Here is a 19,100-nt window from a genome sequence, read left to right on the forward strand (position 1 = left end):
CCCGAGTGAGGACGGTGATCGTCATGACCGACGTGGCCGACCGGATAGGGAACGTCACCCGGCATCGTTACGAACAGCTCGTCTCCCAGGCGAAAGAGCTGATCGCGCAGGTCGCGAGGGCTCAGTTCGCGCTGGGGGACATGGCGCTGGAGATCGAGCCGATGCGTTCGGTGGGCGGATCGATGCCGAACGGCACGGACGACCTGTTCACGGTGACGGAGTCGTTGCAGATGTTCGCGGACGACATCGGTGTCGAACGGCGGACGGTGGAGGACTGGCGCTACACCGCCAACCGGTGGCCCAAGGAACGCCGCAAGGACGGGTTGTCGTTCACGGTCCATCGCATCCTGGCCTCGGTCGTGGATGAGGACGAGCGGTGGGCGGCGATCGAGGATGCGCCGTTCAACCCGCGCACCGGTGCGAGGCAGTGGACGCCCGACGGCGCGAAGCGGGTCGTCGGCCAGCGGGTCGACCGCCCGGTCACGGTGGACGAGAAGGTCCAGGCCGTCGCTGACCTGACCCGGGATGATGAGGTCGCCGCGCAGGTCGCCACCGATCTGCTGAAGCGGCCTGCGGTGACTGAGCATGTCACCCCGGCCGAGCGGGTGCGGGTCGCCACAGAGCTGACCCGGGACGACACGGTCGCGAAGGAGGTCACGACCAGCCTGCTGCGCCGGCCGGCCGTCGCCCGGACGGCGATGCGGGACGACACCACCCGGATGCTCGTCAACCGTGCGCAGTTCGACAACTCCAACGAGACGCGCGAACGGATTCGGGAGCGCACTCCGGCCGTCCGGAAGATTGAGCACACCATCGAGTACCTCGACCTGGTCGGCTCCTGTCACGGCTTCGTGGCCACCCTGGGCAGGCTGGTCCCGCAGCTGCGCGGGCAGGAGTTCACCGAGGACGAGCGCGAGACCGTGCGCCGGCAGATCGGCAGGGTCCGCGCGGCGGCGGACTGGCTCGAAGGCGCGCTCGACAACGGCGAGTTCACCCTGGACGAGCAGCTGGTCCAGCTACTCAAGGGTGAGGAGTAGCCGTGCCGCGGCGCCGGGAGGCCCGGCCCCTGGCCGAGCACTACGGCGACCTGGTCCGCGTCGCCCTGATGGAGGCACGCCCTGCGGGCCTGCACACCTGTCAGCTCATGGCCGCCACCCGCCTGACCCGTTCGCAGGTCGGCCGGGGCATCCGGCACGTCCGCGACGTCGTCGCCGCGGAGAACCTGACCCCGATCACCTGGACCCGCGGAGACGGCTACCTGTTCTCCGACGATCCCGCGGACTGGATCGAGTACGACAAGCGGCAGTTCCGCCAGATCCTCGGCCGTCTCACGCGGGTGATCACGGGCACGCTCGACCCGCACCTGGCCCGCTACCCCGACGACGAATGGGCCCAGCTCGCCACCGCCCAGCTCACCGGCGTCCGCGCCACCCTCGCCCAGCTCTCCAAATAGCTCCCGTCCACCGCCGATCACCTCTGTTGAGCCCGCCATGCCCGCACGCCGTCGCCGCTACCCGTCCGACACCTCAGTCGCCGAATGGGCCCTTCTCGAACCCCTGCTGCCGGTCCCGGCCTGCCAGACCAAGACCGGCGGTCACCCCGAGAAGTGGCCCCGACGGGAGATCGTCGACGGCATCCGCTACATCGTCGACAACGGCGCGAAATGGAGAGCGCTGCCCGGGGACTTCCCGCCGTGGGAGACCGTCTACGGGTTCTTCTGGCGGTGGAACCGGGCCGGGGTCGTCACCTACATCCGTGACCAGCTCCGCCGCCGGATCCGTACCGGCAAGGGCCGCTGCCCGCACCCGGTGACCTTGATCGTCGACTCCCAGTCGGTCAAGGGCGCATCCACCGTCGGCAAGAACAGCCGCGGCTACGACGCCGCGAAGAAGATCAACGGTCGCAAGCGACATATCACCGTGGACACGCTCGGCCTGCCCGTGATGATCACGGTGACGCCCGCCGATGTCCAGGACCGCGACGCCGCCCGCGACGTGTTCTGGCGCCTTCGCCTCACTCAGCCGCAGATCACCCAGATCTGGGCCGACCGCGGCTACGCCGGCGACCTCGTGGACTGGGCCCGCGACCGCCTCTGGCTCACCCTGCGCATCGTCTCCCGCCCCAAGGGCACCAAGGGCTTCGTCGTCCTGCCCCGCCGTTGGAAAGTCGAGCGCACGATCGGCTGGTGCATGAACGCCCGCCGCAACGCACGCGACTACGAACGCCTCCCTCAGCACTCCGAAGCACACCTGAACTGGGCACTCATCACCACGATGACCCGACGCCTCACCCGCAAAAGCCCTCGGACCAGCCAGTGGACGAAGAAGCCAGCCCGTTGACTGGCCTGGCTGGTGTGTTTGGCAGCCGAACAACACCTGTGCGAGCCTTCTGCCACTCCTCCGAAAGGGCTCACCCCGATGCTCGGCATGGTTGTCTGGGACGTCCGCTCTCGCGCTTCGACGCGAGAGCGGTAACGGCCACCTGCCTCAACGCACACGCCTGTCCGATGGACAGGCGTCGGTTCGGTCTGCTCCTCGTCGAAGTGCTCTTCGTGCCCCTGCACGCTCGATCACGAGGAGTACGCGGTGTCCACCATCCACTGGACCCAGAACAACGCCCCCCAGTCCGCCCGCTGGCATTCCGAGAACGCCATCCCTCTGCCCCGGCGAACCGTCATCGCCGACGACCGGATGAAAGCCAACGACGCCTACCGACAGGCGTGCGAAGGAACGGCCCTGCTCTGGCAAGGCGACTTCCACAACGCCCGGCAACTCCTACAGGCAATGGGCCGCCGAATCGACCGCAAGCCACCCAGGTACAGCACGTCCCCAAGCGAGAACTTCCACCTGCACCGACGCAACAGCAGTCACCGCACCCGCGTCCTCGGAAAGCTCCTGGTGCTGCTGAACGACGACTACACGCTGGCGTTGCGCCGAGCCCCCGACGTCCGGCAGGCATGCCTGGACGCCTACGGCCCCCCAAAGGAACCCACCGCAGTCTCCCTGCGGGAACTACTGGGAGTGATCGGCGCTCACCAGTGGCGCCTGAAAGGGATCGACGTGCCGGCGCTCGGCACTCGCATCCACCCCCACTACGGCGTGTTCGCGCCAGTCAGAGACGAGTACGTCGACCTGGTCGCCCACACGCCACTGCCACCGGCGACCCGGCACAGCCTCGCCACCAGTACGGCATTCGACCTCGGCACGGGAACCGGTGTCCTCGCTGCGGTCCTGGCCCACCGCGGTATCAACCGCGTCGTGGCCACTGACATCAGCCCACGTGCCCTGACCTGCGCCAAGGAGAACGTCCACCGGCTCGCGCTCACCGACCGGATCGAAGTGTCGGGCCCCGGCCTGTTCCCCGAAGGCCGCGCCGACCTGGTTGTCTGCAACCCGCCCTGGCTCCCATCCCATCCGACCGGCCCTATCGAACTAGGCGTCTACGACCCGGACAGCACCATGCTCCACAGCTTCCTCGCCGGCCTGTCCGCCCACCTCCGACCAGGCGGCGAGGGCTGGCTCATCCTGTCCGATCTGGCGGAACACCTCGGCCTGCGGACACGTCAACATCTGCTCGACGCCATCCAGGCAGCACAGCTCCGCGTTGTGAACAAGATCGATACCAAGCCCCGTCACCCACGCTCCAAGGACGCTGCCGACCCACTCCACACAGCACGAAGCGCCGAGACCACGTCCCTCTGGCGCCTGACCCCGGCACCATGACCGGCAACCGGACCGCGCAACAGCATCTCGCCTCCCCGCCCATCAGGTGAGCCCATCCCGTGGGCGACTTCGCCTCGCCCACGGGATGACCAGCCAGAGGAACAAAAACACCTACTCAGGGCCTTGGGGGTTGCCAGCGTGACGATCTCGATCCGGTGGCCGGCCGCCCGGTAAGCGCGGAAGGCGGCCCGGAAGTCGTCCGGGTCGGCGAGCGCCGACTCCACCACGGCATCGAAGCGCATCGCGCGGACGTGCGCTTCGACGGCGGCCTGCCACCGGACGGTGTCAGGCCGCACCCGGGCCCCGGCGGTGCGGACATCGTCCGCCAGGGCGGCGGTGTAGCGGTGGTGGAACGGCTTGTACAGGTCACGGCCGATCCGGACGCAGCCACCGCGGCGGTCCAGGACGGCCTGGAGGAGATCGGCCGTCTGTGTCTTTCCCGCGCCAGGCTGTCCGGCGACGACGACTACGACCGGCCTCGCCTGTGGGACGGCGCTCTGCGTCGCCTCCGGGAGGATCAGCCGGTGCAGTATGCCGAGGCTTTCCTGTTCGGACAGCACGGCGCGGCCGGTGTTGCTTCCTGTCACCGCTACTTGCCCTTGGCGATCTGGTCGACGCGGCCGATGGACAGGCCGAGCTGCTCGGCGACCTTGGCCAGGGTGAGGGTCCGGCGCAGTTCGAGCACGGCCTGCTGCCGGACGGCCTTGGTCCGAGTGAGGGGATCGGCGATCGCCTCGGTCAGAGCGGTCTGCAGGTCACGGGCGGCCTTCTCCCGGGCGACGGGGTCGGGGATGGCGCTGATGGCGGCGAGTGCCTCGCTGACGGCGGAGGCGTTGATCAGGTCGGCCGGTTCGGTGGTCATGAGACGACTGTAGGGAAGCCGAAGATTTTTTTCTAGGGCCCCTTGACGATTTTATACCTGCCCTATAAATTCTCTGTTGTCAGCAGGAACCATGACAAATCAACAGAGGGCAGGCGATCAGGATGCCGAAGCTTTCCGCTGCCGAGACCAAGGTCATCGGCGAGAAGGTCAAGACCTTCGAGCTCACGTGGGAGCTGCAGGGCCGGATGCTCTTCACCGGCGGAACTGCCGCGCTCTGCAAGGCCGCACGCGAGGGCAAGAAAACCTGCGCGTTCACGGTGACCACCGCGCAGGACCGCTTCCGGAACACCGAGGAGGCCCGGGCGTGGGGCGCCGACAAGGCGTGGGACCCCTGGACGGGCAAGCCGGTCGAACTCTGAAAACCCGTGGTGCGGGGGCCCTCCCGAGGCAAGCGGGAGGGCCCCCGCACCACGGACTTGTACTGACCGTCTCCCTCCCGATCACCAGCAGGGACATCAGGAGCAGGCTTCCGCAGATCAGGTCACCCAGAACGAACCGCGCCGGGGCGCCCGTGGTGAGCCAGGCGATGCCCGTGCCGATGACGGGGTGAGTAAGGACAGCCAGCTGACGGCCGCCCCGGCGCGCCAGATGCGGTCCAGCCGCCGGCGCCGGGCGAGCTTCTCCTGGGCGTCGATGACGAGGTTGGTGGTCACCACGTAGATCCGTGCGTCGGCGTCCCGCTGGCGGGCGCGAATCCGTTCGGCTTCGTCCCGCTTGCGGGCGTTGATCAGGTCGTCCGCGTCCTGGATACGGCGGGGCGCGTCGTCGTCGAAGTCGCGGGCCACGGGCTCAGCGGGCGAACGCTTCGGTCAGGCTGATGCGGTAGCCGTCCTCTTCCATCAGCACGACGGTGACGCCGAACGGGTCGGGGTGGTCCAGCTCGATGGGGGTGAAGGAGAAGTTCACCGCGGCCCGGATGGGCGGGACCAGTTCGCCGCCGGGCTGCGGCGCGGGGGCCGGCCTCCAGTCGGGGGCGACCGACGCCCAGCCCTCGGGGCTGCGGGACAGGAGCTGCTCGGTGTAGGGGAACTGGTGCAGGACGTGCCCGCCCGGGGTGGCGAGCACCATGTTCAGGCACGGCGCCGGGCCGACGATCGGGAGCTCGCAGGCGGTGGCGACGTCGTGGGTCTCCCAGGCGAGGACGACCTCGTCCGCGCCGGCCGCTGCGGCGATGTTCGCGAGCTCCGCGATCCCGGCGACCGCGTCCTGGCCGACCTTGAGCGGGCGGACCCAGACCAGCCCGACCAGCTCGCCGCGCACCAGCGGCATCATCAGCGGGCGCGGCACGACCCCCTCGCCCAGCGACGCGGTGTACGTCTTCTTCGCGACGCCGACCAGCCCGTCCCACATCCGTGCTTCCACGGGAGCCCCCTGCCGTCTGCTGATCCGATCACCGCACCCTGCCACGGGGATCGAGGCCGTGTCAGCGGGATGAGCAGCCAGCCCGGCGACGGGATTCGGCACATGACGGCCGGGGCGCTGTGGGTACGCTGATCAGCGAAGACCCCGGCATCGTCCCTGGTAGCCCTCCGATTCGGCGGGCAGGCCATACTCCGGGGTTCCAGAACGCAGCTGAGGGCCGCCGGATTGCCGGGCGGCCCTCACTCAGTTCCTCTCGTGCAGCTCTCATCGCCGACCGGTCATGGCCGGGTGCGCAGCAGCTCGGGGACACGGCTGGTCTGTCCGAGCCAGGTGGCGACGTCCTTGTCGATGTACTCGACCAGGCGCAGGACCTCGGTGTCAGCGTCGGCGAGGGTGAGCCGGCGGGTGTTGCCGCGGCGGTCGGTCTGACCCGGGAGGGGAACGCCGTCGATCAGCGGTTCGTGGTGCGCGGCGCGATTGCGCAGGGAGCGGACGTGACTGGCGGTGGTGAACACGGTGGTCCGCTTCCCGCCGCTGTGCGGGAACGCCTTGTGCAGGGCCTTGCGCCACAGGGTGGAGTCGTAGTCGACGTTCTTGCGGTACGGACCGTCGCCGCGGGTACCGCCCTTGTCGAGCAGATTCACCCAGCAGCCGAAGGTGGACTCCGCCACGATCTTCCCGGCCGGGACCGCCCGGAGGGTCTTCTGCGCCGGTTTCCCGGTCGCCGGGTCGGCGGGCATGGTGATGTTGCGCCACGTGGTCCTGAAGCCGCTCATGGTGCGGTCATCGAACAGCTCAGGGCGCGCGTACCAGGTGGCCCCGTACGCGGCGGCGAGCTGCTCCGCCATGGCGTTGCGCAGGATGACCTCGGCAAGGGCGATCACCTCACCGAAGGCGGCCGACAGGCGCACGTTCCACAGGTACAGCTCCATCGCGGCCGCCGGCGTGGCCGTGGCGGCGAGGAAGGGAGCCAGGCGGGGCCGGGAAATCAGCGGTTCCAGGAGCTTGAGCTGCGCCGCCGTCGGTTGTATCTGCACCCCCCTGATGTATCATGGTCGACAGATTCCCCGGTTCAGCCTCTGGCTTACGTCATGCGACCGGGGTCAGACTTTAGAAGGCCCTCACCAGCTGGTGAGGGCCTTCTGCTTTACTGCCGCGCCCGCCAGGCGTCAACCCTGAGCCCCGCACCCCGCCCGTTCGGGTTGTCCAGCCGTACGGACCAGGTGCGGATCAGGTTCCGGGAACATCGCTGTCGGGCTGTCGCTCGAGGCGACGGAGCAGCAGTTCCGCGCGGATGAGCGCGGCGATGCCGGTGAGCGTGGCGGCGAGCATGAACAGCCAGGCAGCGGCCTGCCACGTCGATTCGGTGCGCAGCACGTACGGCGTGAACACCGCCATCACGACGGCGAGCACACTGATCGCGGCCAGCCAGACGAGTCTCATCACGTTCTCCTTCGGGCGTCGTCAGGACGGGTCGGCCGCGGGCGGAGGGTGTCGAGCAGCCGCGGGGACAGGGCCGGCGGCAGGAGCCACAGGCCCACGATGCCGATGATCGTGACCATGACGGTCAGCAGCACGGCGACAGCGTCCTGGTGCGCGGAGCCGAAGAAGCCGGCCATCAGGGACAGGGCGACGACGAAGACCATCATGAACCGCCAGTGCTTGCGGCCCAGGAGGAACGGCCGGTCCTCGGTGCTCCACCACCAGGATGTGCTGGACATCGTGGTGAAGCTGAACGCGGCGAGCGGAACGACGATCGGCAGCCAGAAGCGCAGGTCGTCGTCGGCGGGCAGCTGCTGGCCCCAGCGGTCGCCCGCGTGGTGCAGGAACCACAGGTACAGCGGGATGCTTACGAACGCGTACAGCCACAGCAGCACCCGCATCACCCAGTCGGCCAGGCCGGTCTTCCCCTTCTCCATGGTCACGACGGTAATGACCAGCGCTCGGGGCCGGTGCGCGTTCGTGAGAACCAGCCACCGATCCGGCCAGAACACCTGATCCGACTGCGATCTCTCGGCAACCAGTCCGCCCCCTGCGAGCCTCACACCGCGTTTCCCCAGGGTGAGGGCGTCACACCCGGAGCCTGTCAGTTGTGAGCCGACGCCTTCTGTCCTGTGTCATCGAACCTTGAGCGCGTGCCATCGAAGTTTGATCGACATCATCCCTAGTCAGGGCACTGCGGTGTCCAGGGTGTACATCTTCCTCAACGCCGCAGTGCCAGGGCCAGCATGGCGCCTCGGGGCAGAAGTGGCCGTTCGGGGCGGGGCGGCGTACCAAAACTGCGCCAGGGAGGGTCGCTACCTGGTGATCGTGTAAATGCCGAGCGCGAAGACTGCTGCGGTGCAGAGCGCCACGACTAGGCGGGCCGTCCAGTTGTCCTTCTCAATGGCCATCTGAATCGTCCGCCAGAACTCGGTTCCCATAGCGCCTCCCGGCATCGTGCGAGGTTCATCATCCGATGACCAGTCGGCTCACCTGTTGCTGCGTCACCGAGGCGAAGAGCGTCACACGACCGGGTCCCCGAGAGATCCAGGCCTGCCACGGTCGCCCAGATCAGCCATCGCGCCCCTCTGACCTGCGGTGATCAACTTTGGTGACACAGACTCGCGTCCCTCCAAGGTTCGTTGGCAAACAGTCAAGGTTCGATACGCAGGACACCTTCGCCTGTTGCCCGGCACCGTCCACACCTCACCAGAAAACGAATCCGAACGGGTTAAAAAACGAGTTAATAGCTAGGGTAAATACTGCTAGGATGGGGGTACGAAAGGAGATCCACCACATGGCATCCGAGGAAGAGCTGTTCGCGAACATCGACGCCCTGCTGGAGGAGGAGCCTCAGCTCCCGCCCCCGGCGGAGCGCGCCCGACTGCGTCAGGCCGCCGGAGTCACCCAGGCCCGCCTCGCGACCGCGTTGAAGACGACGACGCAGACGGTCAAGAACTACGAGAACGGCAGGAGCGAGCCGAAGTCGCCGCGCCTGGAGGCGTACCAGCGGCTGCTGAACGGGTGGGCGGCGAAGTACTCCGCCCACGGAGCTCCCGCCGCCCCGACCCCGGCCGCCGCGCCGCAACCCGCCCCGGTGCCCGACACGTTCACCAGCCCGGCCGCGTCCGAGCCCGCCAACACGACCGCCCCGGAGCGTCCCGCCCGTCCGGCCGGACGCCCGGCGACGTCGTCGCGCCGCCCGGCCGCGAAGAAGGCCGCGAAGTCCGCGATCGACCCGCGGTTCCCGCACGGCCCGCTCGCCGTCCTCGATGGCGACGGCTCCGCGTACGGCGTGGACGGCATCGTGCTCGACTGCCCGGCGACCACGGTTGTGGAGCTGGTGGAGTGGACGCTGCGCGAGGCCGGCCTCGGTGCGCCGAAGCTGCACCGCAACGGCAAGGACGCCGACCCGCTGATCGTCCTCACCACGGCGGCCGCCGTGAAGCTCGGTCTCCCCGAGCGCCTGGAGGACCGGCGCGGGCTGCGCCTGGAGGAGGATCACCCGGTCGTCAAGCAGGTCCTCAAGGCGAAGTGGCAGCTCACGAAGAGGGGCTTCGGGCCGTGGGCCCGCATCTACCGCAAGGCCACCGGTGCCCAGCGCCAGTGCGTGCAGCTCGCGGTCCTGCCCTGGGACGCCCTCGATGAGCGCTCCTGGCCCGGCGTCACGGACATGGAACCGGCCGACATTGCCCGGGTCCTGGGCATCTACGCCCAGCGGGTGGCCACCCCGCGCGGCAGCACCGCCGTCTCCGGCCTGGAGCTGATGACCGCGCTGCGCCCGCCGACCCGGCCGGTGCGCGATGAGGAGACCGGCAATTGGGTCTCCGGCCCCAACCCCGGCTCGCTGGGCACCGAGGCCATGGACCCGGCCCCGCCGGAGGGCCAGCCCGAGCACCCGGCCGTCTTCCACTCAGGCTGGGACGGCGGCTTCCTGCACGAAGAGGCGTACAACTGGGTGCGCCCGGTGGAGCTCCTCGGTGATGAGGAGTGCACGCTGCCCTACGCGGTCGGCCTGGACCTCAACACGGCGTTCCTCGCGGCCGCAGCGAGGCTCACCGTCGGCCTGTCCGCCCCCGACCACTTCCACGCCCCGAAGTTCAACCCCAAGATTCCCGGGTCCTGGCTGGTCGACCTGTCCCACGTGGAGATCGACCCGCGTCTGCCCTCACCGTTCACTCCGTCCGGCGAGCGCCCGACCGGCCCGGCCTGGTACCAGACGCACACCGTCGCCTATGCCCAGGAGCTCGGCTACAACGTCGCACCCGTAGAGGCGTACCTGCGCCGCGAGACCGGCGCGTACCTCGACCCCTGGCACGACCGGCTCAAGACCGCCTACGTCGACACCCTCGCCGACATGGGCGTCACCAAGGACCTCACTGACACCGAGTTCCTCGCGGCGATGGCCCGGCACAAGGACGTAGACCCGGCGCTGACCGCCGTACTCGCCGCGATCAAGGGCACCATCAAGGGTGGCATCGGCAAGCTGTTCGAGAACCCGCAGGGCAAGAACCACAAGCCCGGCGACCCGTGGCCCGGTATGCAGCGCCCCACCTGGCGCCCCGACATCCGCGCCGCCGTCATCAGCAAGGCCCGGGTCAACATGCACCGCAAGCTCGCCAACATGGTGAAGCTGACGGGCCTGTACCCCCTCGCGGTGCTCTCCGACTGCGTTGTCTACCCGAGCCCCGGCGCCAGCCCGCTGGACTTCCTGCCGTACGCGGCATCCGGCAAGCCGCAGCCGGGCGGGTTCCGCCTCGGGCCCACGCCGGGCCTGGCGAAGCTGGAAGGCGTCCAGTCGATGCTGTGGGCGGTCGACGTGATGGAGAAGGGCCACAACCCCGCCAGCCTCATCAAGGGCGGCAACGCTGAGCTGGACGAAGGCGAGTAGACCGTGCGAGAGATCGAGAACGCCATCGAGCGCGCCGAACGGGAAGCGTTTACCCGCGAGCCGCCCAAGACCCTCAAGGCCCAGATCAACTACCTGATCAAGCAGCTGGGCACCGCCAAGGCCGTCGCCCAGGAGCTCGGCATCACCGCCGACTCCGTCAACCGCTACCGGCGCGGCGCCCGCAAGAACCCGCCCAAGAACATCGCCAAGAAGATCGACGGCGCCGTCCGCTCCCGCTGGCAGCCGCAGGTGCGCCGCCGCCGGCGGAAGCAGGCGGCCAGCAGCGGCGGAATCACCGTGGAGACCCGGGCGTCCTTCGGCTACAAGGCCGCCGGGGGATCGACCGACGAACCGCGGATGCGCCGGCTGACCGTCCACCTCCCCGCGACCTACGCGCAGCGCCTGTTCGATGCCCGTGACCGGGGGGACAACGACCAAAAGTTGCGTGAAATCATCGCTGACGGATTCAGGGAAGTGTATTTTCAGGACGACGGACGCCGCGCAGGCGACCTCCACCAAGTCGAAATGAAGAACATCGACTACCTCGATCTGGATTACTAACTAGGAGCGAAAAGCGTGACCACTGAATTCCCGCCCATCGACCGCGACAAGAGCCCTTTGCTAGATGCCGACCACGACGCTGTCCGCATCGCCGACGCACTGCGCTCCAGCCCGCACATCACCTTCGTCGCCCCGGCCGCGCCCGGTGACGAGACGGTCTGGTTCCGCGACGCCGACGGCACCGGCTTCGAGCTGTCCCTTGCCGCCGTGGAGCCGGACCCCGACGGTGAGCGGGTGGCCTACGCCTGGGACGCCGTGGCCGCCGCGATCGGCAACCACCGGCACTTCATCCGTGCCGCCCTCGAACAACCGTCCTTCGGGCCGCTCAACCTCAACACCATCACCGCGCTCACCCGCACCGGCAACGAGTACACCCTCACGCTAACCGCCGGCTACCGCCCCGCCGACGACCAGGAGCACGCCACCCCGGCCGCCGACGTCGCCTACGCCGCCGACCGGCTGCTGATCAGCGACCCGAGCGACTCGGAGCGCGCCACGGCCGAACTCCTCAACTACGTGGCCGCCACCTGGGACAAGCAGGACCTGCCGCTGCGCGAGCACGCCCAGGCCGTCGCCCGCGCCCTGACCCGGTAGGAGGGGATCCGCCCATGACCGCATCCACGGCCATCCGGCGCGCGTACGGTGAGGGGAGGACCCGCCGGGAGGACCAGATGAGCGCGCAGCCCGACCACGCACCCGTCACCGCCTACGCCCCCGCGCCCGGGGCGCCGGCCGAACTCCTCGCCCAGCTGCGCGCCGACAAGCGCGCGGACCGCTGGGTGCCAGCCTTCGAGCGCGAGTGGACCGCCGCCCTCGAGGAATCCCGCCGCACGTTCTCCCTGGCCGGGCTTTATGAGGTCGTCCAGGACTGGCAGGGCCGCATCGCGCACGCCCCGGCCGTCGACGCCTTCGTCGCCTCCGGCTACGACGACAGCGACGCCGTCGACCTGGCGGAGCTCCGCCGAAGTCGCGGGTGAGCCCGTCGCCGTACGCGGTCCGCGTCTCCGCCCCGGCCGCCAAGGTCCTCGACGCGCTGCCCGAGCACGCGGTGGACACCGTATGGGACATCCTCGTCGCGGCCGCCGCCGATCCGTTCGGCTTCCGGCAGTTCGACACCGACGACGACGAAGGCGAGGACGTCCGCTACGCGGCCGTCGGCCAGCTCTCCGTCACCTACTGGATCAACCGGCCCCTGAACAGCCTGACCGTCCTGAACATCGTCTGGCTCGGGTAGCCACCCCTGACAACGGCCCGGCCCCGGCATTGCAGCTGCCGGGGCCGGGCCGCTGCGCATCGTAGCCACCGCCGTATCCACCCGTTGCCACCCGGCGGCAACGCGTATCCACCCTGCCGTTGTCACCAGGCGCCGCGCGGGCGGTCGGCACCGAGCTGCACCTCGCGTCGGCACTCCGGGCACTCCGGCAGCCCCTCCACCCGGCGCGGCCGGTCGCCCTTCGCCCAGCTGAATCCGCACAGCGCCGTGTTCGAGTAGTGCTGGACCTGGTCGGCGTCGGAGGCGTGTGAGCCGTAGCCCGGCACCTTCCAGGTGAACGTCGCCTCCCCGTCGTACGGGCCGCCCTCGGGCCACTCGTAGACCGGCTCGGTGGTCGTGCAGCGCATCCGCAGGTCAGGCCCCGTCCATTTCTTGCCGTGGATGATCTCCGCAGCGGCGTCGGCCGCGTCCGCAAGGCGCTCGAAGGACAGGTCGTAGTCGTCCATGTGCTCCCACGAGCCCGGCTTCTGCGTCTCGCGCATCAGCGAGCGGAACATCAGCAGCAGCCGGGCCAGATCGTGGTGATAGACGCGCACCGTCCGACTGTCGTGGTCGAAGCCATAGGTCGGCTCGTACGGCGGCCTGTTCGGCATCGGTCCTCGTTCGCTCGGCGGTCAGCGGCCACGGCGGCCGGGTGCTCAACGACCCGGGCCCGCCGGGGCCACGCCAACTTCCGCCGTCCGTGCGCCGGCCGCCTGCGGCTCAGGCCGGCGGTGGCGTAGCGCTGGGCAGCTCCCCGGCGAACTCCCACCACTGCTCGATGGTCCACACGGCGACGCTGGAGCGGTCCGTGGACATCCGCAGCCACACCTCCTCGCCGCCGGGCATGAGCGCGACCTCCAGGTGCGCCTCGTCCCACGTGCCCACCGGGTACATCCACTCCAGGCCGTCGTTCGGCCAGGTCCGCATCGCCACCGTGCGCACGCTCAGCGCCGCGGCGAAGGCGTCCAGCGCCGCCTTCGGTATCCGCACCTCCGCCGGCTCCCGCTCGATCCCCGCCACCGGGCCCCCTTCGCCTTGTGCGGCAGGCCCGCTGTCCTGTGACAGCGAACCTGGACCGATTGTCATCGAAGTTGGACTGCTGCGAAGGTGGCAAACGGCGCCGACAGTGCAAGATTCCGTGAATTCAGCTATCCGTGTACTGTCGTAGGTGTGCTGACTCTCGCTGCTGACATCAAGGTGCTGGCGCGGTTCGGCCGCGCCCTCGCCGACCCGATCCGCTGCCGGATCCTCCTTGCCCTGCGCGAGGCCCCGGCCCATCCCGCCGACCTCGCCGACACCCTGGAGATCTCCCGGACCCGGCTGTCGAACCACCTGGCGTGCCTGCGCGACTGCGGCTTGGTCGTCACAGTTCCGGTGGGGCGACGCACTCGCTACGAGCTCGCCGACGAACGTCTCGGGCACGCGCTGGACGATCTGCGTACCGCCGTGGTCGCCGTTGAAGCCGACAAGACCTGCCCGGACGCGGAACAGAAGGGCTGCTGCTGAGATGACCGCCCAGATATCCATCGGCATAGGCCCCTCCCCGGCCCGCCGCGACGTTCTCGCCAAGCGGATACGGCTGCTGGTCGCGGCCACCATCACGTACAACGTGATCGAGGCGATCGTCGCCATCACCGCCGGGACGATCGCCTCCTCCACCGCGCTGATCGGCTTCGGCCTCGACTCGATCATCGAGGTCTCCTCCGCCACCGCGGTCGCCTGGCAGTTCTCCGCCTCCGACCACGCCGTACGCGAGGCACGCGAGCAGCGCACCCTGCGGATCATCGCGGTGTCGTTCTTCGCGCTCGCCGCGTACGTCACCGTCGACGCCGTCCGCGCCCTGACCGGCACCGGCGAGGCCGAACGCTCCATCCCGGGCATCGTCATCGCCGCCCTGTCGCTGGCGATCATGCCGTTCCTGTCCGCCGCCCAGCGCCGCGCCGGCCGCGAACTCGGCTCCGCCTCAGCGGTCGCCGACTCCAAGCAGACACTCCTTTGCACCTACCTGTCCGCCGTGCTCCTGGTCGGCTTGGTCCTGAACGCCACCCTCGGCTGGTCCTGGGCTGACCCGATCGCGGCCCTGGTCATCGCAGCCATCGCCGTCAAGGAAGGCCGCGACGCCTGGCAGGGCAAGGGCTGCTGCGCCACTCCGTCCGCCGCGGCAGCGTCCTCCGCCAGCGTGGAGGCGGACTCGTGCAGTTGCCGCCCCGGCTGCGACTGCTGCAACTGACCCGAAGCCCGTCGAACACGGAGGCCCCGGCGATCGCACCGCCGAAGTCCTCTGCTGTCCCCTCAACATCGGCAGCGGTCCAACTTCGATGGCAATCGGTCCAAGTTCCCTGTCACGGGACACCCGCGCCCGCCGTCGCGGATCAGCGTGACAGACCCGCCCCGAGCACGGTGTCACGCTGTGAGGCTAGGAGACTCACAGGCCGTTTCCCCAGGTGGACGGGGTGAACTGTGAGGCTGTGAGGGTGTGAGACGGAGCTCGCACCTCGTGCTCCCGCACGCCCTGGTGGTGCCCGCCGGCGCGGAGGACGATGGAGTCGTGGGCGAGCACGACGAGCACCAGGAGCAGGGCGCCGACCCGGCGCGGCCGCCGCTCACCGCGGCCCGCGCACGGGAGATGACGGCCGGGCTGCGCGAGGCGATGGACGACGTCCGGCGATCCGTGGCGGTGCTCGCCGCCCGGGTCCGCGCCGCGCACGCCGCCCGCGTCTGGCTCCCGCTCGGGCACGGCAGTTGGGAGTCGTATTGCGACGCGGAGTTCGGCATCAGCCGCGCGCAGGCGTACCGGCTCCTGGACGTCGCCGGTGCCCTGGCCGCAATCCACGGCGCCGTCGACGTCAGCACCGAGACGTCTCGCATGCGAGACACCGGCCCGAGCACGGCCGCGCTCGACTACGGCCTGTCCCAGCGCGCCCTGATCGCCGTCTCCGGCCGTACGGACGTCGTCGCGGAGCTGATCCCCGGCGCCTCGCCGCGCTCGCTCACAGCGACCTCCAGGCCCTCGATGAGCCGACGGTGCGCGCGGTGGTCCGCCAGGCCGTCCGCGACGTCCGCATCGCCCCGCCTCCGCCACCCGTCGATCCGTCGGCGGATCCCGTGGTCGCCGCGGGGCGCCAGCTCACCGCCAACCTCTTCTCCAGCGTGCACGCGATCGGCGAGCTGATGCTCGAAGTCGCGCCGGCCTACCTGTCCGACACCGAGGCGGCGACCGGCGTCCTGGCGCTGCTGTGCGAGGAGATCGGCGAGCCCCTCGAACACGGACTCGCGGCCCGGCGCTACGCGATGTCCGGCGACCGCCGCGCCCTGCACGGCAGGGTGTGACCGCTTCCGCCCAGCTGTTGCTATGAGGCACACAGCCGGATTCCCCAGGTGGGCGGGGTGCGGTGTGAGGGTGTGAGGTGTGAGACGAGGGCCTGCGGCGGCGAGGGGCCGGTGCTCCTGGTCGTGCTGATCGTGGTCCTGGTGGTGGTCGTTGGGTGGCAGCAGGGTGGTGTCGTGGTGCAGCGCAGCATTTGCATGGGCCCGCGTAGCACAAGGCTGCTGCACGGGTAGCAGGCCGACCCCGGCCCTACAGCGACGGACAGCTGCCGTTCGCCCGCTCGGACCGGGCTGCCTCCGCCACAGCCTGGCGCTCTGCGGCTGCCAACACGGTCGGGAGCCCGTCCCAGCGGCTGCGTGACATCGCAGATCTGCGATGTTCCACGCGAGATCTATGCACGGCTGCTGCATGCAACTCCCGCCCCTGTACTGCTCGCCACTTCTTCTACCTGCGGGTTTCCCCTCCAGGGGAACGGTGTACGCGCTTGCCGGGGCAGTCTCCGGCTGTTCTAGAGGACCAGAACAAGACGGTTCCCCTAGTGGTACCGTCCGGGCGCGTCACACGCTGCTGACCTGCCGTTTCCCCTATAGGGGAACGATGTACGCGGGATACTCACCGGCGGACAGACGAATGTGCCCTTGCCGCTCTCCTGCGCGGCAAGGGCACATTTCGAGGTCGCCATCACCCGGAGGTGATGGCGGGGCGGCATCAGCCGGCGGCGCGGACAGCCCGGAGCGGCTGGCTCTGGCGCTTGGGCGGCGCGGTTTCGTACAGCGGGACAGCGATCTCGGGCAGTTCGCCGGCCTCGATGCGCTCGGATGCGTCCTCGATCGCTTCCTCCAGCTCTTCCTGGGAGGCGTAGGAGGCGATGTAGGGGTGGAGGTAGTAGGTCCGGTACTTGCGGTCCACGGGCCGCAGCACGAGGTTCCGGCTCTCCAGCAGCGACATCGCCGTGTTCGCGGAGTTCCGCGACAGGCCCACGCGCGCCCCCAGCTCGGCCTGGGAGGCGTTCACCTCGCCGCCGGGCTCCTGGCGCTCGATGAGGACGCTCAGGAGCTCCATCGCGGCCTTGGTGAGGTCCAGCCGGTACAGCATTCCGAAACCGGCGCTCGCCTGGATCAGCATGCCCGCCCCTCCTCGTCGACCACTTCATCTTCCCCGTCTTCGGCACCGAGCTCCAGCTGAACGCTGCGCGGCGGCCGCGGGGCGTTCAGGGCCGGGAAGACATCCTCGGGCAGCTTCCCGGTCTCCGGGTCGCGCAGCGCGTCCAGGATCTCGCGCTGCCGATCTCCGTTGCCTTCGAACCCGAGCATCGGATTCACGAAGATCAGCCCAGTGTCCACGCGCTGGATCATGTGCCACTCCTCAAGGCGGCCGATCGCCCGGGTCACGTTCGACCGCTCCACGCCCAGCTTGTCGGCGATCTTCTTGTGCGTGGCCCTCAGCCAGCCCTCGCGCTGCCGGCCGATGCACCACAGCAGGACCGCGGACTGGATGGGTGACATGCCGTGCTGGGCGATGAGCACGGCCAGGACGTCGGCGAGGAAGTCGTTGGACACCACGCTGTAGCCGGAGCGCCCGAACATGTCGTGCGGCGCGCGGTACGTGTACCGGACGCTGACGTCCATCTGCTGCACCGGCCGTTTGCGGGTCGGCGGCTTGATGTCCTTGCCCAGCCGGGATGACAGGGTCTCGCGGAAGGCGCTGTCGCCACCGGGCGGCACGGCGGTGATCTTGCCCTTGCTGCGGCCGACGGTCGGGCGCTTGGGCTGGCGGGGCATCGACGGTGGTCCTGTCCTCGATCTTGGGGGTCGCGCCGGACACTAGCAGTTGTTCAAGTTCACTTGGCAGATTTGTACATGCTGGCGTGGCGCTTTGGTGTCGACGCCGACACAGTGGATTCGAGGGGTGTTTCCTGAAAACCGGCCCCCACCAGCAACGTTCCACGTTTGTACAAGCAGGGTTGGCTAATGCGGGTGTCGTTGTGGCACCACGGACACATTTCCGCAGGTCAATGTGTCAGCGCTGACACATCCCCTTCCGTAAAAGTCCAGGTCAAAGCACGCCCTCACCGAGGGCCCTCTTTTCCCTAAGACGCACGCGCGCGCGAGGGCTGGACCAGGACCTCACGCCCGTGGGCGGGCCCGCGACCGACGGCACCAACCACCACAGCTGGCGGTGCGCAGCACCCAGCGTGTACCTGCCCGCAGCCGCCACCCGACCCGTACGGCCACCGCACCCGCGAAGGCCCCCAGGCGCCCCGGAGTCCGCCAAACCGGGGCGCGCGGGCACAGCGGAGGCGTAGGCCCACCACGGGCCCGTAGGTGACCCTCCTGCGGCACGACGGGTGGATCCGCCAATGGCTGAGGCGGCTTCGCGTGCGGCTTCGCGGATCCGGCACGGACCGGGTGCCGGCCGTGATGTCCAAAGCATCGAGGCGTAGCCAGTGCCGGTGGGCGGTTCCGACGCCTGGCCCTAGGGGGCCATTCGGCTCCGGCGCCTCCGCGCGTCGAATTTCGACGCTCCCATATCGGGCTTCCGTTCTGTGGCTGAACAATTTACGGCCGCGCAATCTAGAATTCTTCCGGTAGTTTTTTGCCAGGGCTGGGGTGGTGCGGTCAGGACCCAAACGCTACACAGTGAGCCAGCGCGATGCATCACCCCGTCTATGAGTTCGTTCGCTCGGGTGATGCGTCGGCGGAGTCTGCACCATCGAGGCGGGTTGGCGTGTATGCTGGCGGGGTATTCGTGAACGTGTACGCGCCGTTCTGGGAGGCAGGGGAGGGGTTCGGGTGAAGCGCAGCGGAGCCCGTCACTGCGGTGAGGCCGGCACCCTGTCAGGCCCATCGTCCGTCATTGCCGTTGCGGGGGTGGTGGCCTGGAAGCCCAGGGGCTACACAGGCCCGCGCGTGATGCACCTCCCCTTGCTGCCAGCTCCGGCGACCGCGCTTGCGCGGGTGCCCCCAATTCGCGCTTGCGCGAATTGACTTCCTTTCGGAATTCCGTTTACGGAATTCCATTCCCGCGTTTACGCGGGAATTCGAATTGCGCTTGCGCAATTCGCGCCTCTATGCCCCGGCTTGCCGGGGCATATCCCGCGGAGCGGGATATGGCCC

25 protein-coding genes are annotated in these 19,100 nt (G+C 69.2%); 14 read left to right on the forward strand and 11 right to left on the reverse strand.

What is annotated here, in order from left to right; translation table 11 throughout:
• Positions 1-23: 23 nt before the first annotated feature.
• The 4 genes from AB0G32_RS14875 to AB0G32_RS14890 all read left to right on the forward strand — a co-directional run bounded on the left by AB0G32_RS14875 (position 24) and on the right by AB0G32_RS14890 (position 3,722).
• Positions 24-1,037, forward strand: a complete 1,014-nt coding sequence (locus AB0G32_RS14875) for a DUF6192 family protein (protein WP_361162577.1) — start codon at positions 24-26, stop codon at positions 1,035-1,037.
• A 2-nt stretch (positions 1,038-1,039) separates the two neighbouring features.
• Positions 1,040-1,453 (forward strand): hypothetical protein, encoded by a 414-nt coding sequence (locus AB0G32_RS14880; RefSeq protein ID WP_361162578.1) that lies wholly within the window; start codon positions 1,040-1,042, stop codon positions 1,451-1,453.
• A 37-nt stretch (positions 1,454-1,490) separates the two neighbouring features.
• The gene (locus AB0G32_RS14885; protein ID WP_361162579.1) at positions 1,491-2,339 is read left to right on the forward strand and encodes an IS5 family transposase; all 849 of its coding nucleotides are present in this window, start codon (positions 1,491-1,493) and stop codon (positions 2,337-2,339) included.
• A gap of 246 nt (positions 2,340-2,585) precedes the next feature.
• Positions 2,586-3,722, forward strand: a complete 1,137-nt coding sequence (locus AB0G32_RS14890; protein WP_361162580.1) for a class I SAM-dependent methyltransferase — start codon at positions 2,586-2,588, stop codon at positions 3,720-3,722.
• On the opposite strand, the gene AB0G32_RS14895 is transcribed toward AB0G32_RS14890, so the two are convergent.
• Positions 3,632-4,309, reverse strand: coding sequence for a zeta toxin family protein (locus AB0G32_RS14895; protein WP_361162581.1), 678 nt, complete (start codon positions 4,307-4,309; stop codon positions 3,632-3,634). The genes AB0G32_RS14890 and AB0G32_RS14895 overlap by 91 nt on opposite strands.
• Before the next feature lie 2 nt (positions 4,310-4,311).
• On the reverse strand, positions 4,312-4,584 hold the full coding sequence (locus AB0G32_RS14900; protein WP_361162582.1) for an RNA polymerase subunit sigma-70: 273 nt from the start codon (positions 4,582-4,584) through the stop codon (positions 4,312-4,314).
• Positions 4,585-4,706: 122 nt separating this feature from the next.
• Here AB0G32_RS14900 and AB0G32_RS14905 point away from each other — a divergent pair, with 122 nt between their 5' ends.
• On the forward strand, positions 4,707-4,964 hold the full coding sequence (locus AB0G32_RS14905) for a hypothetical protein (RefSeq protein WP_361162583.1): 258 nt from the start codon (positions 4,707-4,709) through the stop codon (positions 4,962-4,964).
• A 117-nt stretch (positions 4,965-5,081) separates the two neighbouring features.
• On the opposite strand, the gene AB0G32_RS14910 is transcribed toward AB0G32_RS14905, so the two are convergent.
• The 5 genes from AB0G32_RS14910 to AB0G32_RS14930 form a co-directional block, all read right to left on the reverse strand.
• Positions 5,082-5,390 (reverse strand): hypothetical protein, encoded by a 309-nt coding sequence (locus AB0G32_RS14910; RefSeq protein WP_361162584.1) that lies wholly within the window; start codon positions 5,388-5,390, stop codon positions 5,082-5,084.
• A 4-nt stretch (positions 5,391-5,394) separates the two neighbouring features.
• Positions 5,395-5,955, reverse strand: a complete 561-nt coding sequence (locus tag AB0G32_RS14915; protein ID WP_361162609.1) for a hypothetical protein — start codon at positions 5,953-5,955, stop codon at positions 5,395-5,397.
• A gap of 290 nt (positions 5,956-6,245) precedes the next feature.
• Positions 6,246-7,004 carry an Abi family protein gene (locus tag AB0G32_RS14920; RefSeq protein ID WP_361162585.1) on the reverse strand — a complete coding sequence of 253 codons (759 nt, stop codon included), beginning with the start codon at positions 7,002-7,004 and terminating at the stop codon, positions 6,246-6,248.
• A gap of 193 nt (positions 7,005-7,197) precedes the next feature.
• Positions 7,198-7,410, reverse strand: coding sequence for a hypothetical protein (locus AB0G32_RS14925; RefSeq protein ID WP_361162586.1), 213 nt, complete (start codon positions 7,408-7,410; stop codon positions 7,198-7,200).
• Positions 7,410-7,886: a hypothetical protein gene (locus AB0G32_RS14930; protein ID WP_361162587.1), complete on the reverse strand. Its 477-nt coding sequence runs from the start codon at positions 7,884-7,886 to the stop codon at positions 7,410-7,412. Before AB0G32_RS14930 ends, AB0G32_RS14925 begins: the two co-directional genes overlap by 1 nt.
• A gap of 860 nt (positions 7,887-8,746) precedes the next feature.
• On the opposite strand from AB0G32_RS14930, the gene AB0G32_RS14935 reads away from it, so the two are divergent.
• From AB0G32_RS14935 to AB0G32_RS14955, 5 genes are all read left to right on the forward strand, one after another.
• Positions 8,747-10,840, forward strand: a complete 2,094-nt coding sequence (locus AB0G32_RS14935) for a helix-turn-helix domain-containing protein (protein WP_361162588.1) — start codon at positions 8,747-8,749, stop codon at positions 10,838-10,840.
• 3 nt (positions 10,841-10,843) lie between these two features.
• Complete coding sequence (locus AB0G32_RS14940) at positions 10,844-11,401, forward strand: XRE family transcriptional regulator (RefSeq protein WP_361162589.1); 558 nt, start codon at positions 10,844-10,846, stop codon at positions 11,399-11,401.
• Positions 11,402-11,416: 15 nt separating this feature from the next.
• On the forward strand, positions 11,417-11,995 hold the full coding sequence (locus tag AB0G32_RS14945; protein WP_361162590.1) for a hypothetical protein: 579 nt from the start codon (positions 11,417-11,419) through the stop codon (positions 11,993-11,995).
• A gap of 77 nt (positions 11,996-12,072) precedes the next feature.
• Positions 12,073-12,378 carry a DUF6247 family protein gene (locus AB0G32_RS14950; protein ID WP_361162610.1) on the forward strand — a complete coding sequence of 102 codons (306 nt, stop codon included), beginning with the start codon at positions 12,073-12,075 and terminating at the stop codon, positions 12,376-12,378.
• The gene (locus tag AB0G32_RS14955) at positions 12,375-12,635 is read left to right on the forward strand and encodes a hypothetical protein (RefSeq protein ID WP_361162591.1); all 261 of its coding nucleotides are present in this window, start codon (positions 12,375-12,377) and stop codon (positions 12,633-12,635) included. Before AB0G32_RS14950 ends, AB0G32_RS14955 begins: the two co-directional genes overlap by 4 nt.
• 122 nt (positions 12,636-12,757) lie before the next feature.
• Here AB0G32_RS14955 and AB0G32_RS14960 read toward each other — a convergent pair whose 3' ends face one another.
• Together AB0G32_RS14960 and AB0G32_RS14965 are read right to left on the reverse strand one after the other, a co-directional pair.
• Positions 12,758-13,267 (reverse strand): hypothetical protein, encoded by a 510-nt coding sequence (locus AB0G32_RS14960; RefSeq protein ID WP_361162592.1) that lies wholly within the window; start codon positions 13,265-13,267, stop codon positions 12,758-12,760.
• 109 nt (positions 13,268-13,376) lie between these two features.
• The gene (locus AB0G32_RS14965) at positions 13,377-13,676 is read right to left on the reverse strand and encodes a hypothetical protein (RefSeq protein WP_361162593.1); all 300 of its coding nucleotides are present in this window, start codon (positions 13,674-13,676) and stop codon (positions 13,377-13,379) included.
• A gap of 150 nt (positions 13,677-13,826) precedes the next feature.
• Between AB0G32_RS14965 and AB0G32_RS14970 the strand changes: the two genes are divergently transcribed.
• The 4 genes from AB0G32_RS14970 to AB0G32_RS14985 all read left to right on the forward strand — a co-directional run bounded on the left by AB0G32_RS14970 (position 13,827) and on the right by AB0G32_RS14985 (position 15,986).
• A complete protein-coding gene (locus tag AB0G32_RS14970) occupies positions 13,827-14,162 on the forward strand; it encodes a metalloregulator ArsR/SmtB family transcription factor (RefSeq protein ID WP_361162594.1) in 336 nt (111 codons plus the stop codon).
• 1 nt (position 14,163) lies between these two features.
• Positions 14,164-14,886, forward strand: a complete 723-nt coding sequence (locus AB0G32_RS14975; protein ID WP_361162595.1) for a cation transporter — start codon at positions 14,164-14,166, stop codon at positions 14,884-14,886.
• Between the two features lie 267 nt (positions 14,887-15,153).
• Positions 15,154-15,828, forward strand: a complete 675-nt coding sequence (locus AB0G32_RS14980; RefSeq protein WP_361162596.1) for a hypothetical protein — start codon at positions 15,154-15,156, stop codon at positions 15,826-15,828.
• The gene (locus AB0G32_RS14985) at positions 15,807-15,986 is read left to right on the forward strand and encodes a hypothetical protein (RefSeq protein WP_361162597.1); all 180 of its coding nucleotides are present in this window, start codon (positions 15,807-15,809) and stop codon (positions 15,984-15,986) included. Before AB0G32_RS14980 ends, AB0G32_RS14985 begins: the two co-directional genes overlap by 22 nt.
• 706 nt (positions 15,987-16,692) lie before the next feature.
• Here the strand turns inward: AB0G32_RS14985 and AB0G32_RS14990 are convergent.
• Complete coding sequence (locus AB0G32_RS14990; protein ID WP_361162598.1) at positions 16,693-17,109, reverse strand: hypothetical protein; 417 nt, start codon at positions 17,107-17,109, stop codon at positions 16,693-16,695.
• A complete protein-coding gene (locus tag AB0G32_RS14995) occupies positions 17,103-17,765 on the reverse strand; it encodes a MarR family transcriptional regulator (RefSeq protein ID WP_361162599.1) in 663 nt (220 codons plus the stop codon). Before AB0G32_RS14995 ends, AB0G32_RS14990 begins: the two co-directional genes overlap by 7 nt.
• Positions 17,766-19,100: the final 1,335 nt, after the last annotated feature.

This window comes from Streptomyces sp. NPDC023723 (assembly GCF_040639815.1).
Classification (GTDB): domain Bacteria; phylum Actinomycetota; class Actinomycetes; order Streptomycetales; family Streptomycetaceae; genus Streptomyces.

What these genes read in the sequence shown, in the direction of transcription:
- AB0G32_RS14925 (WP_361162586.1), bottom strand. Translation starts at nt 7,410, where the DNA reads ATGAGACTCGTCTGGCTGGCCGCGATCAGTGTGCTCGCCGTCGTGATG.
- AB0G32_RS14875 (WP_361162577.1), top strand. Translation starts at nt 24, where the DNA reads ATGACCGACGTGGCCGACCGGATAGGGAACGTCACCCGGCATCGTTAC.
- AB0G32_RS14990 (WP_361162598.1), bottom strand. Translation starts at nt 17,109, where the DNA reads ATGCTGATCCAGGCGAGCGCCGGTTTCGGAATGCTGTACCGGCTGGAC.
- AB0G32_RS14975 (WP_361162595.1), top strand. Translation starts at nt 14,164, where the DNA reads ATGACCGCCCAGATATCCATCGGCATAGGCCCCTCCCCGGCCCGCCGC.
- AB0G32_RS14995 (WP_361162599.1), bottom strand. Translation starts at nt 17,765, where the DNA reads ATGCCCCGCCAGCCCAAGCGCCCGACCGTCGGCCGCAGCAAGGGCAAG.
- AB0G32_RS14905 (WP_361162583.1), top strand. Translation starts at nt 4,707, where the DNA reads ATGCCGAAGCTTTCCGCTGCCGAGACCAAGGTCATCGGCGAGAAGGTC.
- AB0G32_RS14900 (WP_361162582.1), bottom strand. Translation starts at nt 4,584, where the DNA reads ATGACCACCGAACCGGCCGACCTGATCAACGCCTCCGCCGTCAGCGAG.
- AB0G32_RS14885 (WP_361162579.1), top strand. Translation starts at nt 1,491, where the DNA reads ATGCCCGCACGCCGTCGCCGCTACCCGTCCGACACCTCAGTCGCCGAA.
- AB0G32_RS14960 (WP_361162592.1), bottom strand. Translation starts at nt 13,267, where the DNA reads ATGCCGAACAGGCCGCCGTACGAGCCGACCTATGGCTTCGACCACGAC.
- AB0G32_RS14950 (WP_361162610.1), top strand. Translation starts at nt 12,073, where the DNA reads ATGAGCGCGCAGCCCGACCACGCACCCGTCACCGCCTACGCCCCCGCG.
- AB0G32_RS14935 (WP_361162588.1), top strand. Translation starts at nt 8,747, where the DNA reads ATGGCATCCGAGGAAGAGCTGTTCGCGAACATCGACGCCCTGCTGGAG.
- AB0G32_RS14915 (WP_361162609.1), bottom strand. Translation starts at nt 5,955, where the DNA reads ATGTGGGACGGGCTGGTCGGCGTCGCGAAGAAGACGTACACCGCGTCG.
- AB0G32_RS14930 (WP_361162587.1), bottom strand. Translation starts at nt 7,886, where the DNA reads ATGGAGAAGGGGAAGACCGGCCTGGCCGACTGGGTGATGCGGGTGCTG.